This is a genomic window from Cohnella phaseoli, from assembly GCF_003386235.1.
Classification (GTDB): domain Bacteria; phylum Bacillota; class Bacilli; order Paenibacillales; family Paenibacillaceae; genus Cohnella; species Cohnella phaseoli.
In genome coordinates, this window is record NZ_QRDZ01000021.1 from 108,770 (window position 1) to 131,497 (window position 22,728).

At 49.4% G+C, this 22,728-nt stretch carries 19 protein-coding genes; all 19 read left to right on the forward strand.

Going from position 1 to position 22,728, the window contains the following annotated elements:
* The first annotated feature begins 16 nt into the window (after positions 1–16).
* The 19 genes from DFP98_RS23840 (at position 17) to DFP98_RS23930 (ending at position 22,728) form a co-directional block, all read left to right on the forward strand.
* Positions 17–967, forward strand: coding sequence for an ABC transporter permease (locus DFP98_RS23840; RefSeq protein ID WP_116063121.1), 951 nt, complete (start codon positions 17–19; stop codon positions 965–967).
* Entirely contained in the window at positions 960–1,910 is a 951-nt protein-coding gene (locus DFP98_RS23845; RefSeq protein WP_116063122.1) for an iron chelate uptake ABC transporter family permease subunit, read from the forward strand. Before DFP98_RS23840 ends, DFP98_RS23845 begins: the two co-directional genes overlap by 8 nt.
* Positions 1,907–2,665 (forward strand): iron ABC transporter ATP-binding protein, encoded by a 759-nt coding sequence (locus tag DFP98_RS23850; protein ID WP_116063123.1) that lies wholly within the window; start codon positions 1,907–1,909, stop codon positions 2,663–2,665. The genes DFP98_RS23845 and DFP98_RS23850 overlap by 4 nt, the downstream gene beginning before the upstream one ends.
* Positions 2,666–2,730: 65 nt before the next feature.
* On the forward strand, positions 2,731–3,747 hold the full coding sequence (locus DFP98_RS23855; protein WP_246016670.1) for a siderophore ABC transporter substrate-binding protein: 1,017 nt from the start codon (positions 2,731–2,733) through the stop codon (positions 3,745–3,747).
* A gap of 23 nt (positions 3,748–3,770) precedes the next feature.
* Complete coding sequence (locus DFP98_RS23860) at positions 3,771–4,097, forward strand: antibiotic biosynthesis monooxygenase (RefSeq protein WP_116063124.1); 327 nt, start codon at positions 3,771–3,773, stop codon at positions 4,095–4,097.
* Between the two features lie 154 nt (positions 4,098–4,251).
* Positions 4,252–4,626: a hypothetical protein gene (locus DFP98_RS23865; RefSeq protein WP_116063125.1), complete on the forward strand. Its 375-nt coding sequence runs from the start codon at positions 4,252–4,254 to the stop codon at positions 4,624–4,626.
* Between the two features lie 2 nt (positions 4,627–4,628).
* Positions 4,629–6,347 carry an ABC transporter ATP-binding protein gene (locus DFP98_RS23870; protein WP_116063126.1) on the forward strand — a complete coding sequence of 573 codons (1,719 nt, stop codon included), beginning with the start codon at positions 4,629–4,631 and terminating at the stop codon, positions 6,345–6,347.
* A gap of 189 nt (positions 6,348–6,536) precedes the next feature.
* Positions 6,537–7,940, forward strand: coding sequence for a neutral/alkaline non-lysosomal ceramidase N-terminal domain-containing protein (locus tag DFP98_RS23875; protein WP_181917904.1), 1,404 nt, complete (start codon positions 6,537–6,539; stop codon positions 7,938–7,940).
* A gap of 78 nt (positions 7,941–8,018) precedes the next feature.
* Positions 8,019–9,050, forward strand: coding sequence for a glutamate cyclase domain-containing protein (locus tag DFP98_RS23880; RefSeq protein WP_181917905.1), 1,032 nt, complete (start codon positions 8,019–8,021; stop codon positions 9,048–9,050).
* Positions 9,051–9,075: 25 nt separating this feature from the next.
* Entirely contained in the window at positions 9,076–10,242 is a 1,167-nt protein-coding gene (alr, locus tag DFP98_RS23885) for an alanine racemase (protein ID WP_116063129.1), read from the forward strand.
* Between the two features lie 60 nt (positions 10,243–10,302).
* A complete protein-coding gene (locus DFP98_RS23890; RefSeq protein WP_116063130.1) occupies positions 10,303–12,258 on the forward strand; it encodes a hypothetical protein in 1,956 nt (651 codons plus the stop codon).
* 42 nt (positions 12,259–12,300) lie between these two features.
* On the forward strand, positions 12,301–13,317 hold the full coding sequence (locus DFP98_RS23895) for an SGNH/GDSL hydrolase family protein (RefSeq protein WP_116063131.1): 1,017 nt from the start codon (positions 12,301–12,303) through the stop codon (positions 13,315–13,317).
* A 114-nt stretch (positions 13,318–13,431) separates the two neighbouring features.
* Positions 13,432–15,159 (forward strand): sensor histidine kinase, encoded by a 1,728-nt coding sequence (locus DFP98_RS23900; protein WP_116063132.1) that lies wholly within the window; start codon positions 13,432–13,434, stop codon positions 15,157–15,159.
* Positions 15,152–16,846: a response regulator transcription factor gene (locus tag DFP98_RS23905; RefSeq protein ID WP_116063133.1), complete on the forward strand. Its 1,695-nt coding sequence runs from the start codon at positions 15,152–15,154 to the stop codon at positions 16,844–16,846. The genes DFP98_RS23900 and DFP98_RS23905 overlap by 8 nt, the downstream gene beginning before the upstream one ends.
* A gap of 99 nt (positions 16,847–16,945) precedes the next feature.
* Positions 16,946–18,634: an extracellular solute-binding protein gene (locus tag DFP98_RS23910; protein WP_147310266.1), complete on the forward strand. Its 1,689-nt coding sequence runs from the start codon at positions 16,946–16,948 to the stop codon at positions 18,632–18,634.
* A gap of 90 nt (positions 18,635–18,724) precedes the next feature.
* Positions 18,725–19,621 (forward strand): ABC transporter permease, encoded by an 897-nt coding sequence (locus tag DFP98_RS23915; RefSeq protein ID WP_220377159.1) that lies wholly within the window; start codon positions 18,725–18,727, stop codon positions 19,619–19,621.
* 17 nt (positions 19,622–19,638) lie between these two features.
* Positions 19,639–20,517 (forward strand): carbohydrate ABC transporter permease, encoded by an 879-nt coding sequence (locus tag DFP98_RS23920; protein WP_116063136.1) that lies wholly within the window; start codon positions 19,639–19,641, stop codon positions 20,515–20,517.
* Positions 20,518–20,657: 140 nt separating this feature from the next.
* Entirely contained in the window at positions 20,658–21,527 is an 870-nt protein-coding gene (locus DFP98_RS23925; RefSeq protein WP_116063137.1) for a sugar phosphate isomerase/epimerase family protein, read from the forward strand.
* 10 nt (positions 21,528–21,537) lie between these two features.
* On the forward strand, positions 21,538–22,728 hold the full coding sequence (locus DFP98_RS23930; protein ID WP_116063138.1) for a Gfo/Idh/MocA family protein: 1,191 nt from the start codon (positions 21,538–21,540) through the stop codon (positions 22,726–22,728).

Consider the following 22,728-nt stretch of genomic DNA (forward strand, 5'->3'; position numbering starts at 1 on the left):
CGAAGAGAGAGTCGCAATGAAAATCGGTTATTTGTGGGTCGCGCTTATCGTATTTTCCTTCACCTCCTTGTTTGTCGGCGTATCCAATTTGAGCCCGCTGGACTTGTTCCGCATGACGGATTATCAGTGGGAAATTATGTGGATCAGCCGAATTCCGCGACTGATCAGCATTCTGATCGCCGGGGTAGGGATGAGTGTGATCGGTCTGATCATGCAGCAGCTGGCGCGGAATAAATTTGTCTCGCCGACGACGGCGGGAACGACGGATTCCGCAAGCCTGGGCGTGCTTGTCGCCATTCTGGTGTTTCCCGCGGCTTCGCCGCTGTTCAAGATCGCGGTCGCATTCGTGTTCGCGCTTGGAGGCACGATGCTGTTTATGCGGATTCTGAACCGCATTCAGTTCCGCGATCCGATTCTGATCGCGCTCGTAGGCTTGATGTTCGGAGGGATCGTCGGATCGATCACGACGTTCCTTGCGCTAAAGTACAATTTGCTGCAAAGCGTGAACAGCTGGCTGTTCGGAGACTTCTCTTCCATCTTGAAGGGGAAATACGAGATGCTGTACGTCAGCCTGCCGCTTATCGCGCTCGCTTATCTGTATGCCAATCGGTTTACGATCGCCGGCATGGGCGAGGAGTTTGCAGTCAATCTCGGCTTGAAATATCGGCAGGTCGTCAATCTCGGTCTTGGCATTGTCGCGCTAGTAGCTGCGGTCATTCTGCTGACGGTCGGCTCGCTGCCCTTTCTCGGGCTGATCATCCCGAACATCGTTTCCTTGTACAAGGGCGACAATTTGCGAAGCAGCCTTCCGCATACCGCATTGCTGGGAGCCGTATTCGTACTGGCCTGCGACATTCTCGGCCGCATCATCATCTATCCGTACGAAATCTCGATCGGACTGATGGTCGGCGTGATCGGCAGCGGCATCTTCCTCTACCTGCTGTTAAGGAGGAAGAGCTATGCGTGACTCTTGGAAGCTGATTGCGCTGGGAGCTTTGGCGCTGGCGCTGATCGCCGTGTTCATGACGATCGACGGCAGCGGCAACTGGGATTACATACTGCCTCGTCGGTCCAAGAAGATTCTGGCGATTCTGTTGACCGGAACGGCGATCTCGGTCTCGACCGTCGTTTTTCAGACGCTGACGAACAACAAAATATTAACGCCGACGCTGATCGGTCTCGACTCCATGTACGTGCTGCTGCAGACGGCGATCGTGTTCCTGTTCGGCTCCGCAACGCTTACGTCGATGGCGAAAAACGTGCAGTTCGCGCTGGCGGTAGGCATGATGGTGTTGTTCGCGGGACTGCTGTACAAGTTTTTGTTTAACCGGGAAGGCAACCATCTGTACTTCCTACTGCTCGTCGGCATTATTTGCGGAACGTTCTTCTCCAGCATTTCGAGCTTTATGCAGATGCTGCTGGACCCGAACGACTTCCTGATCGTCCAGGATAAAATGTTCGCCAGCTTCAACAACATGAATACCGATGTGCTGATCCTATCCATCGTGCTCGTGCTGCTTGTGCTGTTGTATTTCTACAGAGACTTCAAGTATTTGGACGTCATGGCTCTGGGCAAGGAGCACGCGGTGAATCTGGGCGTTCCGCACGGACGCATCACAAAACGTCTGCTTGTCGCGGTGGCGCTGCTCGTCGCCGTATCGACGGCGCTGGTCGGTCCGGTTACCTTTCTCGGGCTGCTCGTCTCGAACGTCGCGTACCGGCTAATGAGCACGTTCCGCCACAAAGTCGTGATCGCGGGCACCGTATTGATCAGCATCGTCGCATTAGTGGGCGGTCAGCTGATCGTCGAGAGGGTGTTCACCTTCTCTACGACGCTTAGCGTCATTCTGAACTTCGTCGGCGGAATCTACTTCCTATACTTGTTGTTGAAGGAGAGCAAGTCATCGTGATTGAAGCGAGAGGCATTACGAAACGCTACGGAGACAAACACGGTATACACGCCGTTACGACCTCAATCGCCAAAGGCAAAATTACGTCCTTCATCGGGCCGAATGGCGCGGGTAAAAGTACGCTGCTCTCCGTCATCAGCCGGTTGTTTGCGCCCGACGCGGGGCAGGTGCTGATCGACGGGCTGGACGTCGGCAAGACGGACAGCGCGGAGCTGGCGAAAAAAATATCGATTCTCAAGCAGGCCAATTCGATCAACGTCAGGCTGACCGTGCTCGATCTGGTGCAATTCGGCCGTTTTCCTTATAGCAAAGGCAGGCTGAATGCCGACGATCTCAAGCATGTCGAAGCCTCGATTCGCTACATGGAGCTCGAAACGCTCCAGGACAAGTACTTGGATCAGCTCAGCGGAGGCCAGAAGCAGCGAGCGTTCATCGCGATGGTCCTTGCGCAGGATACCGAGTATATTTTGCTCGACGAGCCGCTTAACAATCTGGATATGAAGCATTCGGTCCAGATTATGAAGGTGCTGCGCCGCTTGACGGACGAGCTCGGCAAGACGATCGTGCTCGTGCTTCACGACATCAATTTCGCCTCGGCTTATTCCGACTTTATCGTCGCGATGAGGGAAGGGGAAATCGTGCGGGAGGGACCGACGGACGAAATGATCGATACGGCGGTGCTGCGGGACATATACGATATGCACATTCCGATCCACGTCGTGGACGGGAAAAAAGTATGCGTCTATTTCTCTTGAGTTGTGTTGATTCGCGTGAGCGAAGTCAAATGACTATATAAAAAAATAACTAGGAGTGGTCTACTGTGAAAAAGGCATTATCCCTCATTCTGATGTCCGTAATGGCGATCGCGATTCTCGCTGCCTGCGGCTCCAAAAACAATAACGAAGGCGCCGCAAGCCCTTCGGCCAGCCCGTCCGCATCGCCAAGCGCGTCCTCGGCTCCGTCGGAATCCGTCAGCCCATCCGAGTCCGTTGCCCCAGCCGAAGTCACGATTACGCACGCTCTCGGCACGGCTACCGTCAAGACGAATCCGGAGAAGGTCGTCGTGTTCGACTTCGGTACGCTCGACACGCTCGGCAAGTTGGGCGTCGAAGTGCTGGCGCTGCCTAAAGCGTCGATCCCGGGCAATCTGTCCCAATACGGCGATGCCAAATACGAAGACGCAGGCACGCTGTTCGAGCCGGACTTCGAGAAGCTGAACAAGCTTAAGCCCGACGTTATTTTCATTAGCGGCAGAACGGCTCCGGCGTACGAAGAGCTGAACAAAATCGCGCCGACGATCCAAATGTCGATCGATTACAGCAAGTATACGGAATCTTTCTCTAACAACGCCAAGATTATCGGACAAATTTTCGGCAAAGATGCGGAAGTGAACGCCGCTCTTGAAGAGTACAATGCGGCTGTTGCCGAATTGAACGGCAAAGCGTCCGGCGCAGGTAAAGCGCTGATCGTTCTGACGACAGGCGGCAAAATCAGCGCTTACGGACCAGGCTCGCGCTTCGGCAGCATCCATGACGTATACGGCTTTGCCGCCGTCGACGAGAACATCAAAATCGATAATCACGGCAACAGCATTTCCAACGAGTACATTGCGGAGAAAAATCCGGACGTTCTGTTCGTCATCGATCGCGACGCGGTGGTCAGCGGCGAAGGCACAGTTCCGGCCAAAGAAGTCATCGAGAACGATCTCGTAAAGAAAACGAACGCCTACAAAAACGGCAAAATCGTGTATCTCAACGCCAACTTCTGGTACCTGTCCGGCGGCGGCTTGAACACCGAGCTGGAAATGGTTAAAGAAGCCGCTCAAGCGGTACAGTAACTTAAATCAGAGGAGGACTGTCCATGCTTATCCAGACGAGAACGATTGTCGTGCAGAAGGGCAATGTCGACAAGGTCGTCGAGAGATTCAGCCGGGAAGGCATTCTCGACGAGCGCGAAGGCCTGATCGATATTACAGTGATGACGAACAAGCGAAGCAAGGAAACGGAAGAGGTTGTCGTCATCATCCGCTGGGAATCCGAGGAAGCTTGGAAAAACTGGGAGAAGAGTCCTGAGCATATTCAGGGGCATCGCGACAGCAAAGGTCAAACCCCTCCTGACTATGTCATCAGCACCACAGTCAACATGTACAATGTGAATAAAGTCAGAAAAGGAAAGTTTGGGCAGTAATCCCTGACGGAATGGCGGGGAAGGGCATGCATCTCCCGAGGGCATCATTTTTGGGGGAGGCGTGCCCTTTAAAATCGTTGACATCGGCTCCTTCTTGGTATACATTTGTATACATAACGATATGTATACGATTGTATACAAAGGAGGAATTAACATGAGAATGGGACATTTAGACGGGGAAGGACGCGGTCACGGACATGGGCACGGGCATGGCCGCAGGGGAGATCAGGCTCAGCGCGGTTCGCGAGAGCATCATGGAGGTCGCGAAGGCGGCCGCGATCCGAGGGGAGCACAGACGTTCAGAAGAGGCCGCGTCCTTATGTTTCTGGAGCAATTGCAGGTGAAACGCGCGAGGCTTGCCAAGCAGCTTGTCCAGCCGGAATTCGAGGCGATTCGGCCAACGCTGTCCGGGGAGCTGAAGGCGCTGGACCAGATCATCGATGAGTACGTCCATCTGTTCGATCTTCAGGAGATCGGAGAGGAGCCGAGGCCGCAAGGACCGGTTGACGGAGGAGAGGGGAACGATTAACGATGCTTCGCAGGTTTTTCTCGTATTACCGCCCTTATAAAGGCTTATTCATTCTCGATTTCACTTGCGCGGTGATCGCGGGTCTGCTGGAGCTTGGCTTCCCGCTCGCGGTTAGCCAATTTATTGACGATCTGCTGCCAAGCGGCAACTGGAAGATGATCGTGCTGGCCAGCATCGGCCTGCTCGGGATTTACGTTCTTAACACCGTATTGAACTACGTCGTCACCTACTGGGGCCATATGCTGGGCATCAACATCGAGACCGACATGCGGCGGAAGATGTTCGATCATATTCAGAAGCTGTCGTTCCGGTTTTTCGACAATCATAAAACCGGCCATCTCGTCGGTCGGGTAACCAACGATTTGAACGACATCGGAGAAATCGCCCACCACGGGCCGGAAGACATTTTTATTGCCATCATGACGTTGGCAGGCTCGTTCACGCTGATGGCATACATCAATGTGGAGCTGGCGTTGATCACCTTTATCATCATTCCGATCATGGCTTGGCTGATCATCATTTTCGGGGGCCGCATGACGAATACCTATCAGCGGCTGTTCGGCAACGTCGGCAGCTTTAACGCCCGCATTGAAGAGAACGTGGGCGGCATTCGCGTCGTGCAATCGTTCGCCAACGAAGAGCACGAGAAGAAGCTGTTTGCGGTTGACAACCAGAACTTCCGCGAGACGAAGCTGCTTGCCTACAAGACGATGGCAAAGAGCTTCTCAGTTTCTTACATGCTGATGCGCTTGATTACGATATTCGTGATGGTGTGCGGGGCATGGTTTTACATCGACGGCAGAATCGAGCTTGGAGAATTCATGGCATTCTTGCTGCTGTCGAACATTTTCTTCCGTCCGATCGAGAAGATCAACGCCGTTATCGAGAGCTATCCGAAAGGGATAGCCGGGTTTAAGCGCTATGCGGAAGTGATCGACACCGAGCCGGACATTGTGGACGCCAAGGACGCCGTCGCGGTCGATACGCTGCGCGGAGACATCCGCTTCGAGAACGTGTCGTTCGGCTACGAGGAAGGCCGCGACGTACTTAAGGGAGTGGATCTGTCGATCAAGGCGGGAGAGACGATTGCTTTTGTCGGGCCTTCCGGCGCAGGAAAGACGACGATTTGCAGCCTGCTGCCGAGATTTTACGAGGTTTCCGGCGGGCGCATTACGGTCGATGGCATGGACATTCGCAACCTAACGTTGAAATCGTTGCGCCGCAATATCGGGATCGTACAGCAAGACGTTTTCTTGTTTTCCGGATCGATCCGCGAGAATATCGCCTACGGCGACTTGAAGGCGACCGACGAGCAGATTTGGGAGGCCGCCAGAAGGGCCTCGCTCGAGGATATGATCAAGCAGCTTCCCGAAGGCATGAATACGATCATCGGAGAGCGCGGCGTTAAGCTTTCGGGCGGTCAGAAGCAGAGAATGGCGATCGCCCGCATGTTCCTGAAGAACCCGCCTATTCTCATCCTGGATGAGGCCACATCGGCGCTCGACACCGAGACCGAGGCGGCAATCCAGCAATCGCTGTCCGAGCTGGCAGTCGGCCGGACGACGCTGGTCATCGCCCACAGACTGGCGACGATCAAGAACGCGGACCGGATCATCGTCGTCGACGAGAACGGCATCGCGGAGCAAGGGAGCCACCGCGACCTGATCGCGTCGGGCGGCATTTACAGCAGGCTTCATCAAGCTCAGTATCAGCACTCCTAATTCACTCTTTTATTACGACAAAGAAGCTGCCTCGACAGGGGAAGCTTCTTTGTCTTTCCAACGCTATTTCCCACCCGGGGAGAACAATGAAGTAACAGCCAGGACAAAACATTACTCTTTGCGCTCCATTTGCCCGCACCTATAATGAGAATCAGCTTAGCAGCTTCATATTTAAGGAGGGAATCGACGATGACGAGTTCCGTGGAAGATATGAGAAACAATAGCTTGACGCAATTATCGATTGAACTTGGGTGTGGCGCGGCAGATATTACACCGCCTGAAGGCACGTTTCTGATGGGCACTATTCATTGTAAGCGGTCGGCAGTGCTATTTAAGGATCCCCTATATGCAAAAGCTATAATTATCCAATCCAATCAGCGCAAAGTATTAATTGTATCACTTGATGTAACCTTTATAATCGAAAAATATATTCACAAAATCCGCAATTGGGCTGTTGAGCACTTCGGATTCGATTGGGAGTCCGTGATGGTACATGCTACCCAGAATCATGGAGCCCCAGCCATTGGTTATACCAAATTCAGTGACACTTTTCCTTTTCCAGAGGAGTTCGAATGGGTGAGGGGACAGCAAGCCAGTTATCATGACTATGCCATGGAACGTATATTTGAAGCAATTGAACAAGCTGCTTCTGATATTAAACTTGTCCAATATGGCGTAGCTAGTGGAATTGAAGGCAGGGCATCTTTCAACAGGCGAATGGTAATGAGGGATGGATCGATCGGAATGCCGCGAGGGATACTTGCGAACAGCCTTTATCTGGAAGGTCCTATTGATGCGGAAGTCGGGGTTATGTGCTTTAAGAATGCACAATCGGAAGTGGTTGCAGCCATATTGAATTATACCTGTCATCCTGTTCACGAGCTGGGTGTAGTGGGTATTGTGACAGCGGACTGGCCAGGTCAATGGTCATTACAGCTAGCGGATAAATTAGACTCTAATTGTTTTTCCCTAGTGTTGAATGGAGCTTGCGGAAATATTAACCCTTGGGGTAATTACGACCCGGATTATATCGAGGACTCTGCCCTCATGGCAAAGTTGCTGACAACCGAGACAGAGAAAGTGATTTCTCTTATGGACTTTACAAATAAGGTTACACTCGATTGGGCTTTTAAAGTTTTGAAAATCCCGATTAGAGAGCCCGATCCGGATAAACTGGCGGCAGCAGAAGCGCTTCTCGCAAAACGACCTGCTCCATTTTGGGTAGATACTGTAAACGAAATTATAGATCACGAGTGGGTGCTGGCTGCTCAGGTCGTGGATGTCAATAATCAGCGAAAACAGCAGGCTTATTATGAATATGAGCTTCAAGTTTTGCGGATCGGTAATGCCGTATATGTTGGATTGCCCGGAGAGCTATTCGTAGAGGGCGGTTTGAAAATTAAACAGCACTCCAAAGCTGATTTTACTTATATCGTACATGCTACCGGAAATGCAGGCTATATTCCATTCAAAGAGGCGTTTTCGCGTGGGGGACATGAACTAAATTACTCGAATTGGTCAAAGCTGGTGCCTGATGCTTTTGAAATAATTGTTGAAGAGGCAATTACACTCATTAACAAAATGTTCGATTGACAATTATCAACTGATATTTATATAAAATACCTCTAAACATTACTTGTCATGATCATAGCGAAAGGAATGGGTATAACAATGAAAATTACAGATGCGGGTGTCAGGAAAATTGGCGAAGCCCTTGATAAACTAATGACGGTGGATATTTCAGCCAGAGGAAGTATTGCAGTATTATATGAAGCGGCCCGAGCTCAGCAGGAGGATTCTCTTACCTATTCATCAATCCAGTTGCTGAAGAAATCCATCAAGCCGGGGGATTATGTATTCATAGTAACTGGGTGGGCGGATCAATATTGGAATGTGCCGCATTTCGGTGAATCAGACGGTCCTCCAGGAGCAGTAGCTTTGGCAAGAAGCATAAGAATCGCACTCGAAGCACTACCTATCATTGTTACAGACGACTATTTGGTTGAAGGGATGAAGAAAATCGTTAATGGGTCTGGCATGCATTGTTCTCCTCCCGATAATTTAGCGGCTTCAATTGACAGCTCCAGAGGATTCGCTTGCGTACCAACTGCAGCGGTTATTCCCTTTCCCCAGGATGCCCCAACAGGCGAACTTGAAGCTGCAAGATTAATCGAATTCTATAAGCCAGCAATGTGTATTTCCATTGAAAGAGGCGGAATGAACGAACAGGGCAGAATTCATGGAATGGGGGGATTTGATTACACCGATTCACAAGGCAAATTGGACTATCTCTTTCTCGAAGCAACCCGCAGGGGCATAACGACAATGGGCATTGGTGATGGAGGCAATGAAATTGGAATGGCCAATATTGCGGAAACCATCCGGGAGAAGGTAAACCATGGTATAAAAATTGTACCTTCGACGAAGGTAGATCTGTTAGTGCCTGCAACGATTTCTAATTGGGGAGGTTATGCGATTTCTTGTCTACTGGCAGCAAGCACAGGCGAGCTTGATGCAATGGTAGCTGAGGATATTGAAGACAGAGTTCTTAAAGCATGTGCAGATGCTGATTTTCATGACACAATTGGAGCAACTAATATGCCAAGTGTAGATGGCTGCCGAGCTCCAATTCATCTTGCCTTGATTAAATTAATGAGAGAAAGTGTCATGCAGGGAATGAGAAGGCACAGTGTCGATTCGTGAGCCAGGATGAAAGAGGGGAGACAAAATGGAAATCAATCAATTTGCTCGTCCGACTTGGGTAGAAATTGATCTTGATGCTGTAACAAATAATGTACGCGAATATACACAGATGCTAGAGGGGCGCGCAATCATCATTGGTGCAATTAAAGCTCACGGGTACGGACATGGACTTGTGCCGTTAGCCCATCATTTGGTTAATAATGGAATTCCAATTTTGGCTGTAGGAAGTGTAAAAGACGGCAGGAAGCTTAGAAAGAGTGGCATAACAGCCCCAATTCAAGTGTTTGGAAATTCATTTCCACAATCCGCACATCTCTATGCGGAGCATAATTTAATGCCTACCTTTTATAACGCAAATGACCCTCAATTGTACCAAGCTTCTTTAGGCGAAGACGTTCCATTAAAGATTTGGATTAAGGTTGAAACCGGCTTGGGCAGGCTTGGTGTGCCGTTGGATGAGGTGGAGACAATGGTTGCATTTATAAATAACCATACCCCCTACATTATTGATGGGATATATACTCATATTGGAGCGAGAGCAGCTCTAGGAGACCCGAGTGACCGGGCATTCGTAGACCAACAGTGGGAGAGGTTTGAAGGACTGGCAACGCGTTTGAAACAATCCGGATTTAATATTCCCTATTTTCAAGCCGCAAGCAGTCCTGCTGCTATTTCAATGCCACAGACCTGGATGAATTGTATTTCCATAGGCGGGGGACTATTTAGCGATCCAGAGCCTATGATTCGTAAAATAGACCTTCGTCTTGAGAATGCTTTTAAGGCGCTTCGATCCAAACTTATATCCGTGAAAAACTATAAAAAAGGCGAGCAGATTGGTGTTTACACTCTGACAAGGGATAGTATGTTCGGAGTGGCGCCTATAGGCTTAGGAGACGGGCTATCCGCTAAAAATAAAGACAATACCGTACTTGTTCGCGGACAAAGATGTTTGATAAGAGGTTCAATAAGTCTTGAGCATATTCGCATCGATGTTACGGATGTGCCTGGGGTTTCGGTTGGTGATGAAGTAACTCTAATCGGTAAGCAGGAAGGAGAAGAAATCACGGTGAACGAAATATGCCAGCGATTAGACATTTCATCCGCACAATTGTGGACTTCTATTAATCCTTCTTCTGTGCCCCATATATTCTGGAGAGATGGGGAAATTTGGGCAATTGAGGAAAGTGAATAAAGAAAAGGCAGCAAGTTAAGGCCAATCTATTAAATTCCAATATGATTGGAGGAATAGAATGTGAATATGAATGAGGAAAACAAGCTGAAGACGGAAGCTTCGGGACACGAGGCGGCCAACGTGAAACCGGCGGGAATAAGTAGGCGAAAGATGATTGGGGCTCTTGGTGTTGCGACGGCGGCATTCCTGGTATCGGGAAAATCGATTTTTGCAGCAACGACTTTAACAGACAACCTAAAGCTTAAGCGGACGACTCCGATCGACGTGACTGACGTGAACGAAAATTTTACGCGGATCGATTCAGAATTTGGCAACCGTGCCGTTTCGCCGGACTATTACAAAGTTGGGACCGGCTTCGATGATACCGACTGCGTACAAGCCGCTTTTGACTCGGGAAAACCTGTCATATTCACGAGAAACTACAATGTTAAGTCAGTCAAAATGACGGGTAGCGATCAAAATATTGATTTTAACGGTTATTGGCTTTTCGGAATTTCTGAAAGCACGGATACGGAAGAGATGAGAGATTGCGTGCTGACGATTTCCGGCTTGTATTTGAACCTGTACAACATCAGGGTCGGTGCTGGCTTTAAGCCTTACAAATGCGGCATACACTGGGTATCGATAAGTGCGTCGAGGCCTGCGGAGCATATTAAAGTTTATGGGTTGCAGGTCAACCGCTGCCTGGTAGGTATCCAGTATGGCGCATACCTGGACGATTCCAATCCGCTTGACGCTCCGCAGAGCGAGAATTTTATATACGGCATTCATTTCCGAGCTGTGCAGAACTGCCTCATCCTCAATCAGCCAAACGGTATACTGAAAATTATAGGCGGGTTGTTCGACTGTGGACCAAGCGAATGGGATACCGTCCCCTCCAGTCCCTATTCGGCGGTGAATGCTTATTGCTTCTATGCGAAAGATAGTGTGTTATCCATTGATGCATGCGAAATTCTTAAAGTTTCCAGCACGGAAGGTTACGGTTTCAAAGGCAATAACTTTATTCTCACCAATTGCTCGATCGAAATTGGAAGCACATGGGGATATATCGATGGCAAAGCCACAATAACGCAAGACGATGCGGGATATCAGGGCGGCATTAACAAAAATTTATTTGAAATCGCTCCCGGGGCCGAGGGCAGGTTAAACCTCAATACTTTTTTTGCCAAACGGGCCGCCGGTTTCAATTCTCCTGCCTATATTATAAATGGTTTAGCAGCGGCGCCAAGATTCCGCGTGAATATCGACAAGTCCTATTTCAGTGAATGGACCGCCAATAAAGTGACAAGTGCGCGCAGGGAAAATGTATATGTGCAAAACACGCGTTTTACGAAAGTCGTATCCGGAGTTACTTACGAATCCAATATTAACGATCAGGACCGCATTCTAAATATTGCTGCAAGCGTAGACACGACAGGTGAAAACATGTCTACGGAATCCGATACGGTTCAGAAGTCAGACTGGAATATGTATGTCTATACGGGAACTGGAACAGTCTATTTTCGCAAAAATACGACAGACGTGCCGGTGGGCTTCCGCTCGTGCATTGAGGTAAAGGTAACCTCGGGAATATCCTACATCTATTCCTCCAAATTTCCGGTGTTCGGAGGCGCTTCGCTTGTGTTCAGCGGCTGGGCAAAATACACGACGGGGAATTCGGAACAGAAAGTATCTGTCGTATGGGTCGATGCAGCAAATAATGTTGTGGCAGAAGACTTGATAGTGCTCGCGGACCTCTCGACCACAGAGTGGGGACGCATCGTAAAATCGGTTACCGCTCCGCTATCGGCCGTACGAGCTAGTTTTCAAATCGTCGGAAGTGGGGGTTCCATACTGGTAACAGGACTAGGGCTGACTGCGGAAGGCGACACCGTTGAACGTGCGTCGTTTATTAATCAGATGAATGCGGCGCTTGACGCACCGGGAGAAGGGTTCATTCTGAAATCTCCCAATAATACAAGCTATAAAATAACGGTAAGCGATGCAGGGACATTAACGGCTACCGCTTATCCTTAATTGCCGTCACAAGCGATTAGGAACCAGGAGGTACTATTCAACATGACAATTGATAACCCATACATCAAGCGGCAGCTTATGGAAACGATTGTACTTGTGAAAGAAGAAGGACAGCAATTGCGGCATTCTGGTATTCAACCAGGCGCCTATGTCCGAAGTCATGCTGTTTCAACGGACAAAGGCAATGTGATTTATATCGAAAATGAAGATTATGTCATCGATTACAAGTCAGGTACGATCAGTAGAACAGGGCGCAGTCGAATCCCGGATTGGGGTAATCATCCTGTGTATGGCGTAAAAGGCTTTGATCACAGAGATTACCCGGATTACAGCAATCGTGGTTATATGATTTATATTGACTATGATTATGAATCGGAAGACGAAGTAAATGAAGGGATATCCGTACTTGCTTCGGTGAACACATTAGACCGTCTGATCCGGAAGCTGAAAGCCGGACAACCGCTGCGCTACGTCGTATTCGGGGACAGCATCAGCACCGGGGGCGACGCCAGCAGAGATGATTTCGCTTTCTATAGCTTATTCGCCAATGACTTGAGAGAGCGATATCCCGAAGCTGAATTGGAGGTCGTAAACAAAGCGCTGGGAGGAGAAGGCAGCACGACCGCGTTGGAACGATTGGAACAGGACGTGATCGCGCTCCAACCGGATTTGGTCAGCATCGGTTACGGCATGAACGACCAATGCACGATGGGTCCGGATATCCGAAACGGCATTCCGCCGGGTTTATTCGAGGAAAATATACGAGCAATGGTTCAGCAGATTCAACGGAAAACGAATGCGGACATCATTCTGGTCACGCCCTGTATTTCGAATCCGCACTGGAAGCATTCCAGCGGCGACCTGGCCATCTATACGGACATTTTGCTGCGGTTAAGCAGAGAACTTGGGACTTGCGTCGCCGATGTGCATGCGCTCTGGATACGAGAGCTTCAGGCGGGCAAAACCCATGAAAGCTTGCTGCTCAACAACGTCAATCATCCGAGCGATTACGGGCATGCGATTTATTACAAAGCGTTCAGTCACTTAATTTCATATTAAGCAGCGTAAACGCGTTGCATGAATCAGGGGCAGGCCAAATTTGGAATTTGGCTGCCCCTGCTGGCGATATGTTAGCATGGAATAGAGCGATCAAGGAAAAAAGGGGACGGGCCTATGAAACTATCGACATTTTTCCCATTCCGATATGGGATCCTGCAGAAACTGTTCACGATTTTTCTTATTGTGCTCGTTCCGATTTACATCATCGTCTATTTAATGAGCAATTCGGGCGTTAATATTATTAGGCAGCAAATATTAACGTTAATGGAGCAAAAGTCGGATTACTTCGTATCCGCGACGGACTCGGAATTGGAACGCATAGCCAAACTGCAGAAGGATATGGCGGACGACCCGGATCTGCAGAGCCTCAGTATCCGGCCGGATACGCTGAGGGATTATGAACGGGCGAAAGCGATTAACGATCTGGAGTCCAAATTGCGCACGCTTTCCGAATCGAGCAGGTACATCAAGGAAGCTTTCGTCATTATCCCAAGCATCGAACGGCGAATTTCCTCGTTTTCCGGCATGAAAGATATCGATCAAAATGAATTTGCCCGCTTGCTGGACAATAAGGCGTCGGCTTCGGGATTGACGTCGATCGATGAACGCATATTTTTCGTGTTGGGCGTCCCTTATATGACTAAATTCAATTACTTAATGGTCGTTGAGCTATCGATATCCAAAATCGGCGTCGATCTTGGCAGCATGAATTCAAATGGCAACGGCACGGTTTTCATATGGAGCAACGAAACGGAGAAGCCCTCGATCATTCCGGCCGTCGGCGTAACGGACGAAATCATTCGCTTTAATCGGCAAAGCTCGGAGTTGGAAGGTACCGCTTTTCGAATCGGCAACAAAAACTATCTCCGCTTTACCAAATCGTTCGAATTTCCCGATTGGGCGCTTGTAACGGTCGTAGAAGAGGATCAAATACTCCTTCCCGTTCATTCTTTCAAGGAATGGCTGATCGTCTTGTCCGTCATTTCCATCATTGTTTTTGTCATAGCTTCATTCCTGCTGTATCGCTACATTCATAAGCCGCTGCGGAAGATGATGCAGGCGTTCAAGAAGGTCGAGGTCGGCCAGTTCGATACGTCTCTCGTCCATACGAACAAAGATGAATTTTATTACTTGTTCCAGCAATTCAATCAGATGACAAGCCAGCTCAAAATCCTCGTTCAACAAATTTACGAACAAAAAATTCACAGTCAAAGATCGGAGCTTAAGCATCTGCAATCGCAAGTCAATCCGCATTTTATGTATAACAGCTTGTACACCGTCGCGCTGATGGCCAAAGAGGAGGATTACGAGGGAGTCACCTCGATGTCCAGGCATTTGGGCGATTACTTCAAATTCATTACGCAAAATAAAGCCGATCTCATTCCACTCGAGAAGGAAGTGCAGCACGCGAAAGTGTACGCCTCCATACAGGAAGTCAGATTCGGCAGCAGGATACGGTTTGATTTTCAAGAAACGGGCGACACCTCCGAGTGGGAAGTGCCCCGTTTGATCATTCAGCCTTTTTTGGAAAACGCGATCATACACGGTCTGGAAGATATTCGTCAGGGCGGACGGCTTTGCGTACGTATTATCGCCAAGCCGACAAGCTTAATCATTGAGATCGAAGATAACGGCAAAGGGATGCCTCAGGATAAGCTGAAGAAGTGGCAGGAAGAGAGTATCATTCCCAATGAGTGGGAAGACCACGCGTTGTGGAACGTGCATCGCCGCTTGCGGCTGCGTTACGGGGACAAGAGTGGCGTCAAACTACAGACTAACGATAACGGCGGATTGACGGTTGTTTTGCAAATTTATAAGGAAGGGGACGTAAAAGATGAATAACGTACTTGTTATCGACGATGAACCTATCATTCTGGAAGCGCTTTACAATACACTCTTAAGAATGGAAGACCATGAGCTTTTCGTTTGGAAGGCGTCGTCCGCGATAGAGGGCATTGAAATTATGAGAAGCAACCGCATCGACATTCTAATGACCGATGTTCGCATGCCGGGAATGTCCGGGCTGGAGCTGGTCGGACTCGTTCGCAAGCAATGGGAGCGCTGTAAAATCATTATTTTGTCCGGATATTCGGATTATGAATATTTGCAATCGGCCCTTCAGCAAAACGTGTTCGACTACTTGTTGAAGCCGATTGACGAGGAGGTCATCGTCGAGACGCTGACGCGTGTTATCGCGGAGATCGAGACGATTATGCTGGAGCAGGATCTGATGACGAAAGCCGAGAACCAGCTTCAGAAGGCGCAGTCCTTGTTGCATAAGGACTTCTCGGAAAAATTGTTCTCGGGCGAGCTGCTCACGCAAGGCTTGATCGACGAATCGATCGATATGCTGCAAATCCCAATCCGCCGCGACCAAGACGTCATCGTTGTCGTCGGTAGGACGGATCGTTGGCCGACAGGCTATTTGCTTAAGGAGAAGCTGTTGATGCACTACGCGATCAACAATATCGTGAAGGAATATTTGGATAGCGTATGCCGGATCGTTACCTTTATCGAGAACGGATATATGGTCTGGCTCATTCAGGAAGCGGATCGCGACAGCGGCGAAAATCGTCAAGAGCAAGATCTGATTACGCTGCACTGGTATATTGGCGAGGTGCTTGACAAAATACAGCAATCGATACGTCATTATCTTCGTTTGCCCGTTTCCTTGCTGTTATCCAAGCCCAATATCGGATGGTTGTCGATTGCGCATACTTTTAAGGAAATGTGCGCTTGGCTGCAGAGGGGCATCGGACTGGAAGAGGAAATTATTTTCATCGAGCAGATCGATGAGTTGAAGCCGAGCTATGAAGGCAGGGATCATTCGCCTATCGATATCAAGAGGAGCATGAACCACTTGCTCAATTTGCTTGAATCAGGCAATCTAACCTCCTTTCAGAAAGAGCTGGCTGATTTTTTCCGTTCTATGCAGGGGGTCGTTTTTTTGGAATATCCTTTGCAATTAGAGATTTACGCTCATTTGTCAGGAATGTTCCTGTCTTATATCAACAACCGTAAAATCTCGGCGTTCATTGAAGACGAACTGGAGATGCGGTATTTGTCCAATTACAGTCTGTTTGCGCAATGGTCCGAAATGGAAGCTTATTTTCTGCGATTGGCCGTTTATCTCCATTCCCTTGCTCAGGGCGAGAATAAAAGCCAGAAACAAGAAATCGTAGATGAGATAGATGCCTACATCGTCGAGTCTTTTTCATCCGAATACATTTCGTTAACCCACCTGGCAAAGACGTTTCATCTCAGCACTTCTTATCTGTCCCGCCTGTATCATTCGGAGAAAGGCATATCTCTCACTGAACGAATGAAGCAGTTGCGAATGACGCGAGCCAAGGAATTGCTGCTCGTCGAGGGCAAAAAAATCCAGGAGGTCGCGCTCGAACTCGGCTTCTACAACGTCCCCTATTTTTCTAAATTTTTCAAAAAGAACATCGGCATAACGCCTCAGGAATATAAGCAAAATCACGGGATTGCCATGGGTGAAGTCCGATCGGTAATGGACAATAAATGACGGGTGACATCAAGACATTACTCTTGTTGGCAAAGTCCGTCTCCTTTAATCTTAAATTAACACACCGGTGTGTAGCGCGATTAATAGGGGGGGCTTTAATTGAACAAACGATTGGGTAAACGAGTCATGGCCGGGATACTGGCGACAATCCTTATTCTATTGACGGCATGCAGCAACAACGGCAACGAAAACAGCGCACCAGCATCATCCGAACCGCCCGCAAGCTCCAGTGCGCCTCCTGAAGAAACAGCATCGGCAGACGGACCGCTTACGAAATTCGAACCAGCCATTGAAGTCAGAATCGGCAGAACCGGGGACGGATTAAAGTTCGAGCCCGGACAAGATATCGATAAAAACCTCGTTTCCGATTTTTATGAAAGCGAACTGGGTGTAAAAATCATCAATGATTGGGTCGTGAACTGGGATCAGTACGACAGCAAGGTGAATGTCTCAATTTCGTCTGGCAGCATTCCGGATTTGATCCAGGTTACCGGCGCTCAGATGAAGACGCTCGTCGAAGCGGATATGATCGAGGACTTGACGGATGTATTCGCCAAGTATGTAAGCGAAGAAACGAAAAAAGTGATGACGGAAGACGGCGGCTTTGCGATTAATGCCGCGACGATTGACGGCAAAATGTACGGGATTCCCAATACGATACCGGGATACGGCAAATCGTCGATGATATGGGTTCGCCAGGACTGGCTCGACCAGTTGGGGTTGCAGCCGCCTGAAACCGTGGAGGATGTCGTTAAGATTGCTGCCGCATTTAAGGAAAATAATCTTGGTGGCAATCAAGGTACTTACGGTCTAGGACTGAGCAAGGATTTAATGAAGGGGCAGCACCTGTTCGGATTTTTCAACAGCTATCATGCCTATCCGGGGCAATGGTATCAGGACGCTAGTGGCAAAACGGTTTACGGCAGCGTACAGCCGGAAATGAGAGCGCCGCTGCTGAAGCTCGCGGAGTTGTACAAAGCGGGATTGATCGACAGAGAGTTCGCTGTTAAAGATGATGCCAAAATGCAGGAGTCCATTATTGCCGGAAAGCTAGGCTTGTTCTATGGTGAATTCGCGATGGGATGGTACTTAAGAGACTTTATCGTCAACAATCCCGAAGCGGTATTGTATGCTTATCCACTGCCATCCGCGGACGAAACGCCCGCCAAAGCTTTTCTGGGACCAACTGCCAATACGTTCTGGGTAGTCAAGAAAGGATTCAAGCATCCTGAAGTCGTCGTGAAGCTTGCTAATTTCTGGCAGGAGCATTGGTTTACGAATCCGAAGCTTGAATATTCCACAAACCAACAAACAGGTATAGCGTATTATTCATACGCGATCATTACATTTAATGCTGTTATGGCAGCTATTGTTGAGAGTAACAATATAAGAGCTTCAATCGAAGCTAATCTAGAGCCGGATGATAAAACGATGACAGCCAACGAGTTCGGATACCTTCGGGGAATTTACAAGTATAAGGCGGATCCGCTGAATACGAAAGACCCGGAAATCGCCACTGGCTGGATCTATCATACGACGGTGGGAACGCCGAACAGCGGCGCGGAAATTTTAAGCCATTACTATAAAAATAATTTGACGGTCGGCACCGGATTAAAGGCGTCATCCACGCCGACGATGGCGGAGAAATGGGCAACGCTTACGAAAATGGAAGAAGTGATGATCACGAAGATCATCATGGGCGAAGCGGGTATCGAAGAGTTCGACAAGTTCGTGCAGGATTGGAACAAGCAAGGCGGAGAGCAAATTACGCAGGAAGTTAACGAATAAAGAATTGAAGCAAGCGCGCGGGGGTTGGTCCTGAAGACAACCCCTTCCTTAGTAATGGGATTTTTGCGGGTGAGGAGGTTGCTGAACAGAATGAAGAAAAAATATGCGATGAACTTGCCGCTGCATATTATGCTGATCCCGGCCCTTATTTTTTCGATTATGTTTGCGTACGTTCCGATGACCGGCATCGTCATCGCGTTCCAGAAGTTTATCCCGAATCGGGGATTTTTCAATTCCAAGTGGGTAGGTTGGGACAATTTCACTTTCATGCTGCATATGCCAGATTTCTATCAAGTTATTTATAATACGGTCTTCATCGCGGTCATGAAAATCGTTGCCGGAATCGTCGTCCCGGTCGTGGTCGCCTTGTTGTTGAACGAAGTCCGAAGCAAATATTTCGCAAGATCGATTCAGACGATGATCTATCTTCCGCATTTTCTGTCATGGGTCATTCTGGGCGGGATTTTAATCGACATTCTTTCCGTCGAGGGCGGGGTCGTCAATCGGATCATTCAAGGGCTCGGACTTGAGCCGGTGTTTTTCCTTGGCAATAACGACTGGTTTCCCTTTACCCTGGTTTTGTCCGACGTGTGGAAGGAATTCGGATTTGCGACGATCGTCTACTTGGCCGCTCTTACGTCAATCGACCCTACCTTATACGAAGCAGCTTATATCGATGGCGCGAATCGCTGGAAACAAACGCTGCACGTGACGATTCCGGGCATGGTGCCGATTATCGTTCTGCTATCGGTTCTGAGCTTGAGCAACGTGCTCAATGCCGGATTCGAGCAGGTTTTCATTTTGTATAGTCCGTCCGTGTATCAGTCAGGCGACATTATCGACACGCTGCTGTATCGGGTCGGATTCGTGGAGGCGCAATACGGCGTCTCGACGGCCGTCAGCTTGTTCAAGTCGTTCATCGGCATGATTCTGATCGCAACGTCTTACGGGCTCGCTTACCGCTATGCCAATTATCGTATTTTCTGATTGAGGGTGATCGCGTCTTGGTAAAGTCAAAAAGCTTATCGGTTCGAATAGCCCATGTCGCCATTCACTTGATTTTAATTTCGCTGGGAGTGCTCTGTCTTCTGCCGTTCGTTCACGTTCTGGCCTTTTCGTTAAGCGAACCCGGCAAAGCCGGCGCCGGTTTAGTCTCCTTGTGGCCGATCGGATTTAATCTCGATGCATATACGTATATTTTGCGCGAGCCCAAATTCATCCATGCATTGTGGATTTCGGTGCAGCGGGTTGTGCTGGGAACGTCGATCGGCCTATTGTTCACAGTTATTACAGCCTATCCGCTATCCAAAGAATCGAATAGATTCCGTACAAGAACGTTTTACGTATGGTTTCTCATTGTGACGATGCTATTTAGCGGAGGGCTCATTCCAACATTTATCGTCGTCAAAAGCTATGGGCTGATCGATTCACTTTGGGCGCTTGTGCTGCCATCAGCCGTGAACGTCTTTCTGGTCACGCTTATGCTTAACTTTTTTCGCGGCTTGCCGAAGGAGTTGGAGGAATCGGCGTTCGTGGACGGCGCAGGCCACTGGGTGATCTTGTTTCGCATTTATTTGCAGCTATCGTTGCCTTCGCTCGCCACTATCGCTTTATTCACGATGGTCAACCATTGGAACTCCTGGTTCGACGCATTGATCTATATGAATAAAACGGATAACTACCCGCTGCAGACGTACTTGCAATCGATCGTAACGAAGCCGGACATGAGCAGGGTGGCCAATCTGAACGAGCTGCTGAATGTTTCCTCGCGCACTGTGAAGACAGCCCAGCTGTTCCTCGGCATGCTGCCTATTATTATCGTGTACCCCTTCTTGCAGCGGTATTTCGTAAAAGGAATCGTGCTCGGAAGCGTAAAGGGCTGAACCGTTTAGCCCCCCCCGTCATAGTCGAAAAAACCGACTATGTTGAAAAAAAATTACACGGAGCGGCAGTTTATTGCGGCTCGCGATTATGAAGGTTTGGATTGGCACATCCTGACGCACTTGATGGGGAGTTGACTGGAATGAACGCATTTAAGGGAAAAGTTGCGGTACACGGCATCACTTGGGGACACGATTACGAGAAAAGCTTCGAAGAAGCGGCTCAACTTGGGTTTCGCGCGATCGAGCCTTGGCCGAGCTTCGTGTTCCAGTTCGAAAATCGCGAGGAAGCGTTAAAGGAAACGCTTGACCGTTATGGTCTTACGCTGACAGGCGCCTACGGCGGAGCGGCTGGAATCGCCGGCCGCCGGTACGTCGATCCTGCCGTGCGGGAGGACATTCTCGATTACAACGTTAGATTAGCTCGTATTCTGTCCAAGTGCGGGGCTCAGCATATCGTCAGCGGTCCGGGAGTACCCCGGAACGGGCCGACGGAACCTGAAGAAATCAGGCAAGCCGCAATTACGATCAACGAAATGGCTAAACGGACATTGGAGTTCGGTGTCAAATCGTGCGTGCACCCCCATTTATGGACGGAACTGCAGGATGAGAACGAACTGGATGATCTGATGGCGCTTTGCTCCCCGGAGGTGTACTTTGCGCCGGATACCGCGCATTTGACCGGAGCGGGCATGGATGCAGCCGCCGTCATTCGGCGCTACAAGGACCGCGTAGCTTATGTGCATCTGAAGGATTTAACCTCGAAGGATGCGAAGCATGAAGATTTTCCGATGCTGCTCGGTAATGAATCGTTGCCCGTTTTCTGCGAGCTTGGTTTGGGAACGATCGATTTCGAGCCCGTTATCGAAGCTTTGAATGAGATCGGTTATGCAGGCTGGCTAACCGTCGAGATCGACCATTCCACGAGCACGCCGTTGCGAAGCCTGGAAATCTGCCGGGACTTCGTTGAGCAGAAACTTGGCATTCCCGTTCGGACGGCGACCTGGAAGTGAGGAATCCATAATGTCCAACATTGCAGTAATTGGTTACGGTTCCCAGATCAAACGGTTGACTGGCATCTTATTGGAACAGGACAACAACAACCGAATCGCGGCAATCGCCGATCCCAAGCATGAAGAGATTAAGCGGGAAATGCAGGCGGAAGGTATCGATACGGACGGCATCCGCTATTACGGTAGCGCGGACGAGCTGCTTAGTGACGGGGAGTACGATGGCGTATTAATCGGAACGAGATGTTCCCTGCATACCCCGATGGCGATTAAGGTACTGAAAAAAGGTTTTCCGCTTTATTTGGAGAAGCCCGTTTCGACGACGATGACCGACCTGATCGCGCTTCGGAATGCTTACAGAAGTTCCGCCAGTCCCGTCGTCGTCTCGTTTCCCCTGCGGGTGACTCCTCATGTCAAGCTGGTGAAGGAAATCATCGATTCCGGCAAAATCGGCACGGTGGAGCATGTGCAGGCCATCAATAACGTCGCGTACGGCAGCGTATATTTTCATAACTGGTACCGGAACGAAGAAGAGACGCAAGGGCTCTTTTTGCAAAAAGCAACGCACGATTTCGATTATATTAGCCACATATTGGGGATTAGGCCTATTCGGGTTTGCGCGATGACCTCGAAGCAAATTTTCAAAGGGACCAAACCTGCCGGCTTGAAATGCGGAGTTTGCGAAGAGCAGGAGAGTTGTCCGGAAAGTCCGCAAAATCTCCGTAAGTCCGGTGAACAGCCTTTCGGGGACAATTGCTGCTTCGCGGAAGATACGGGTAACGAGGATTCCGGAAGCGCGCTCGTGCAATACGAAAGCGGTATGCATGTGAGCTATTCGCAAAACTTCTTTGTCAAGAAAAAGGCGGGAACGAGGGGAGCGCGATTCATGGGGTATAAGGGTACCGTCGAGTTTGATTGGGCTACCGATCAAGTGAAGGTATTTATGCACCATACTCCGCGCGTGGAAACTTATCAGATCGATTCGTCGGCAACGGCAGTCGGCCATGGCGGCGGCGACCACATTCTGATGGACAATTTTGCCCGAATGATGAAGGATCGCGGAACGAAATCGATTTCGCCGCTGGATGCCGGCCTGGAAAGCGCGCTGCTATGTCTCAAAGCCAAAGCTTCCGCCAAGACGGGAAGCTTTCAGAACATCGAATGGCCGGACGAAGAAGAAGCGACGGAAAGAAGTGGCGACTAA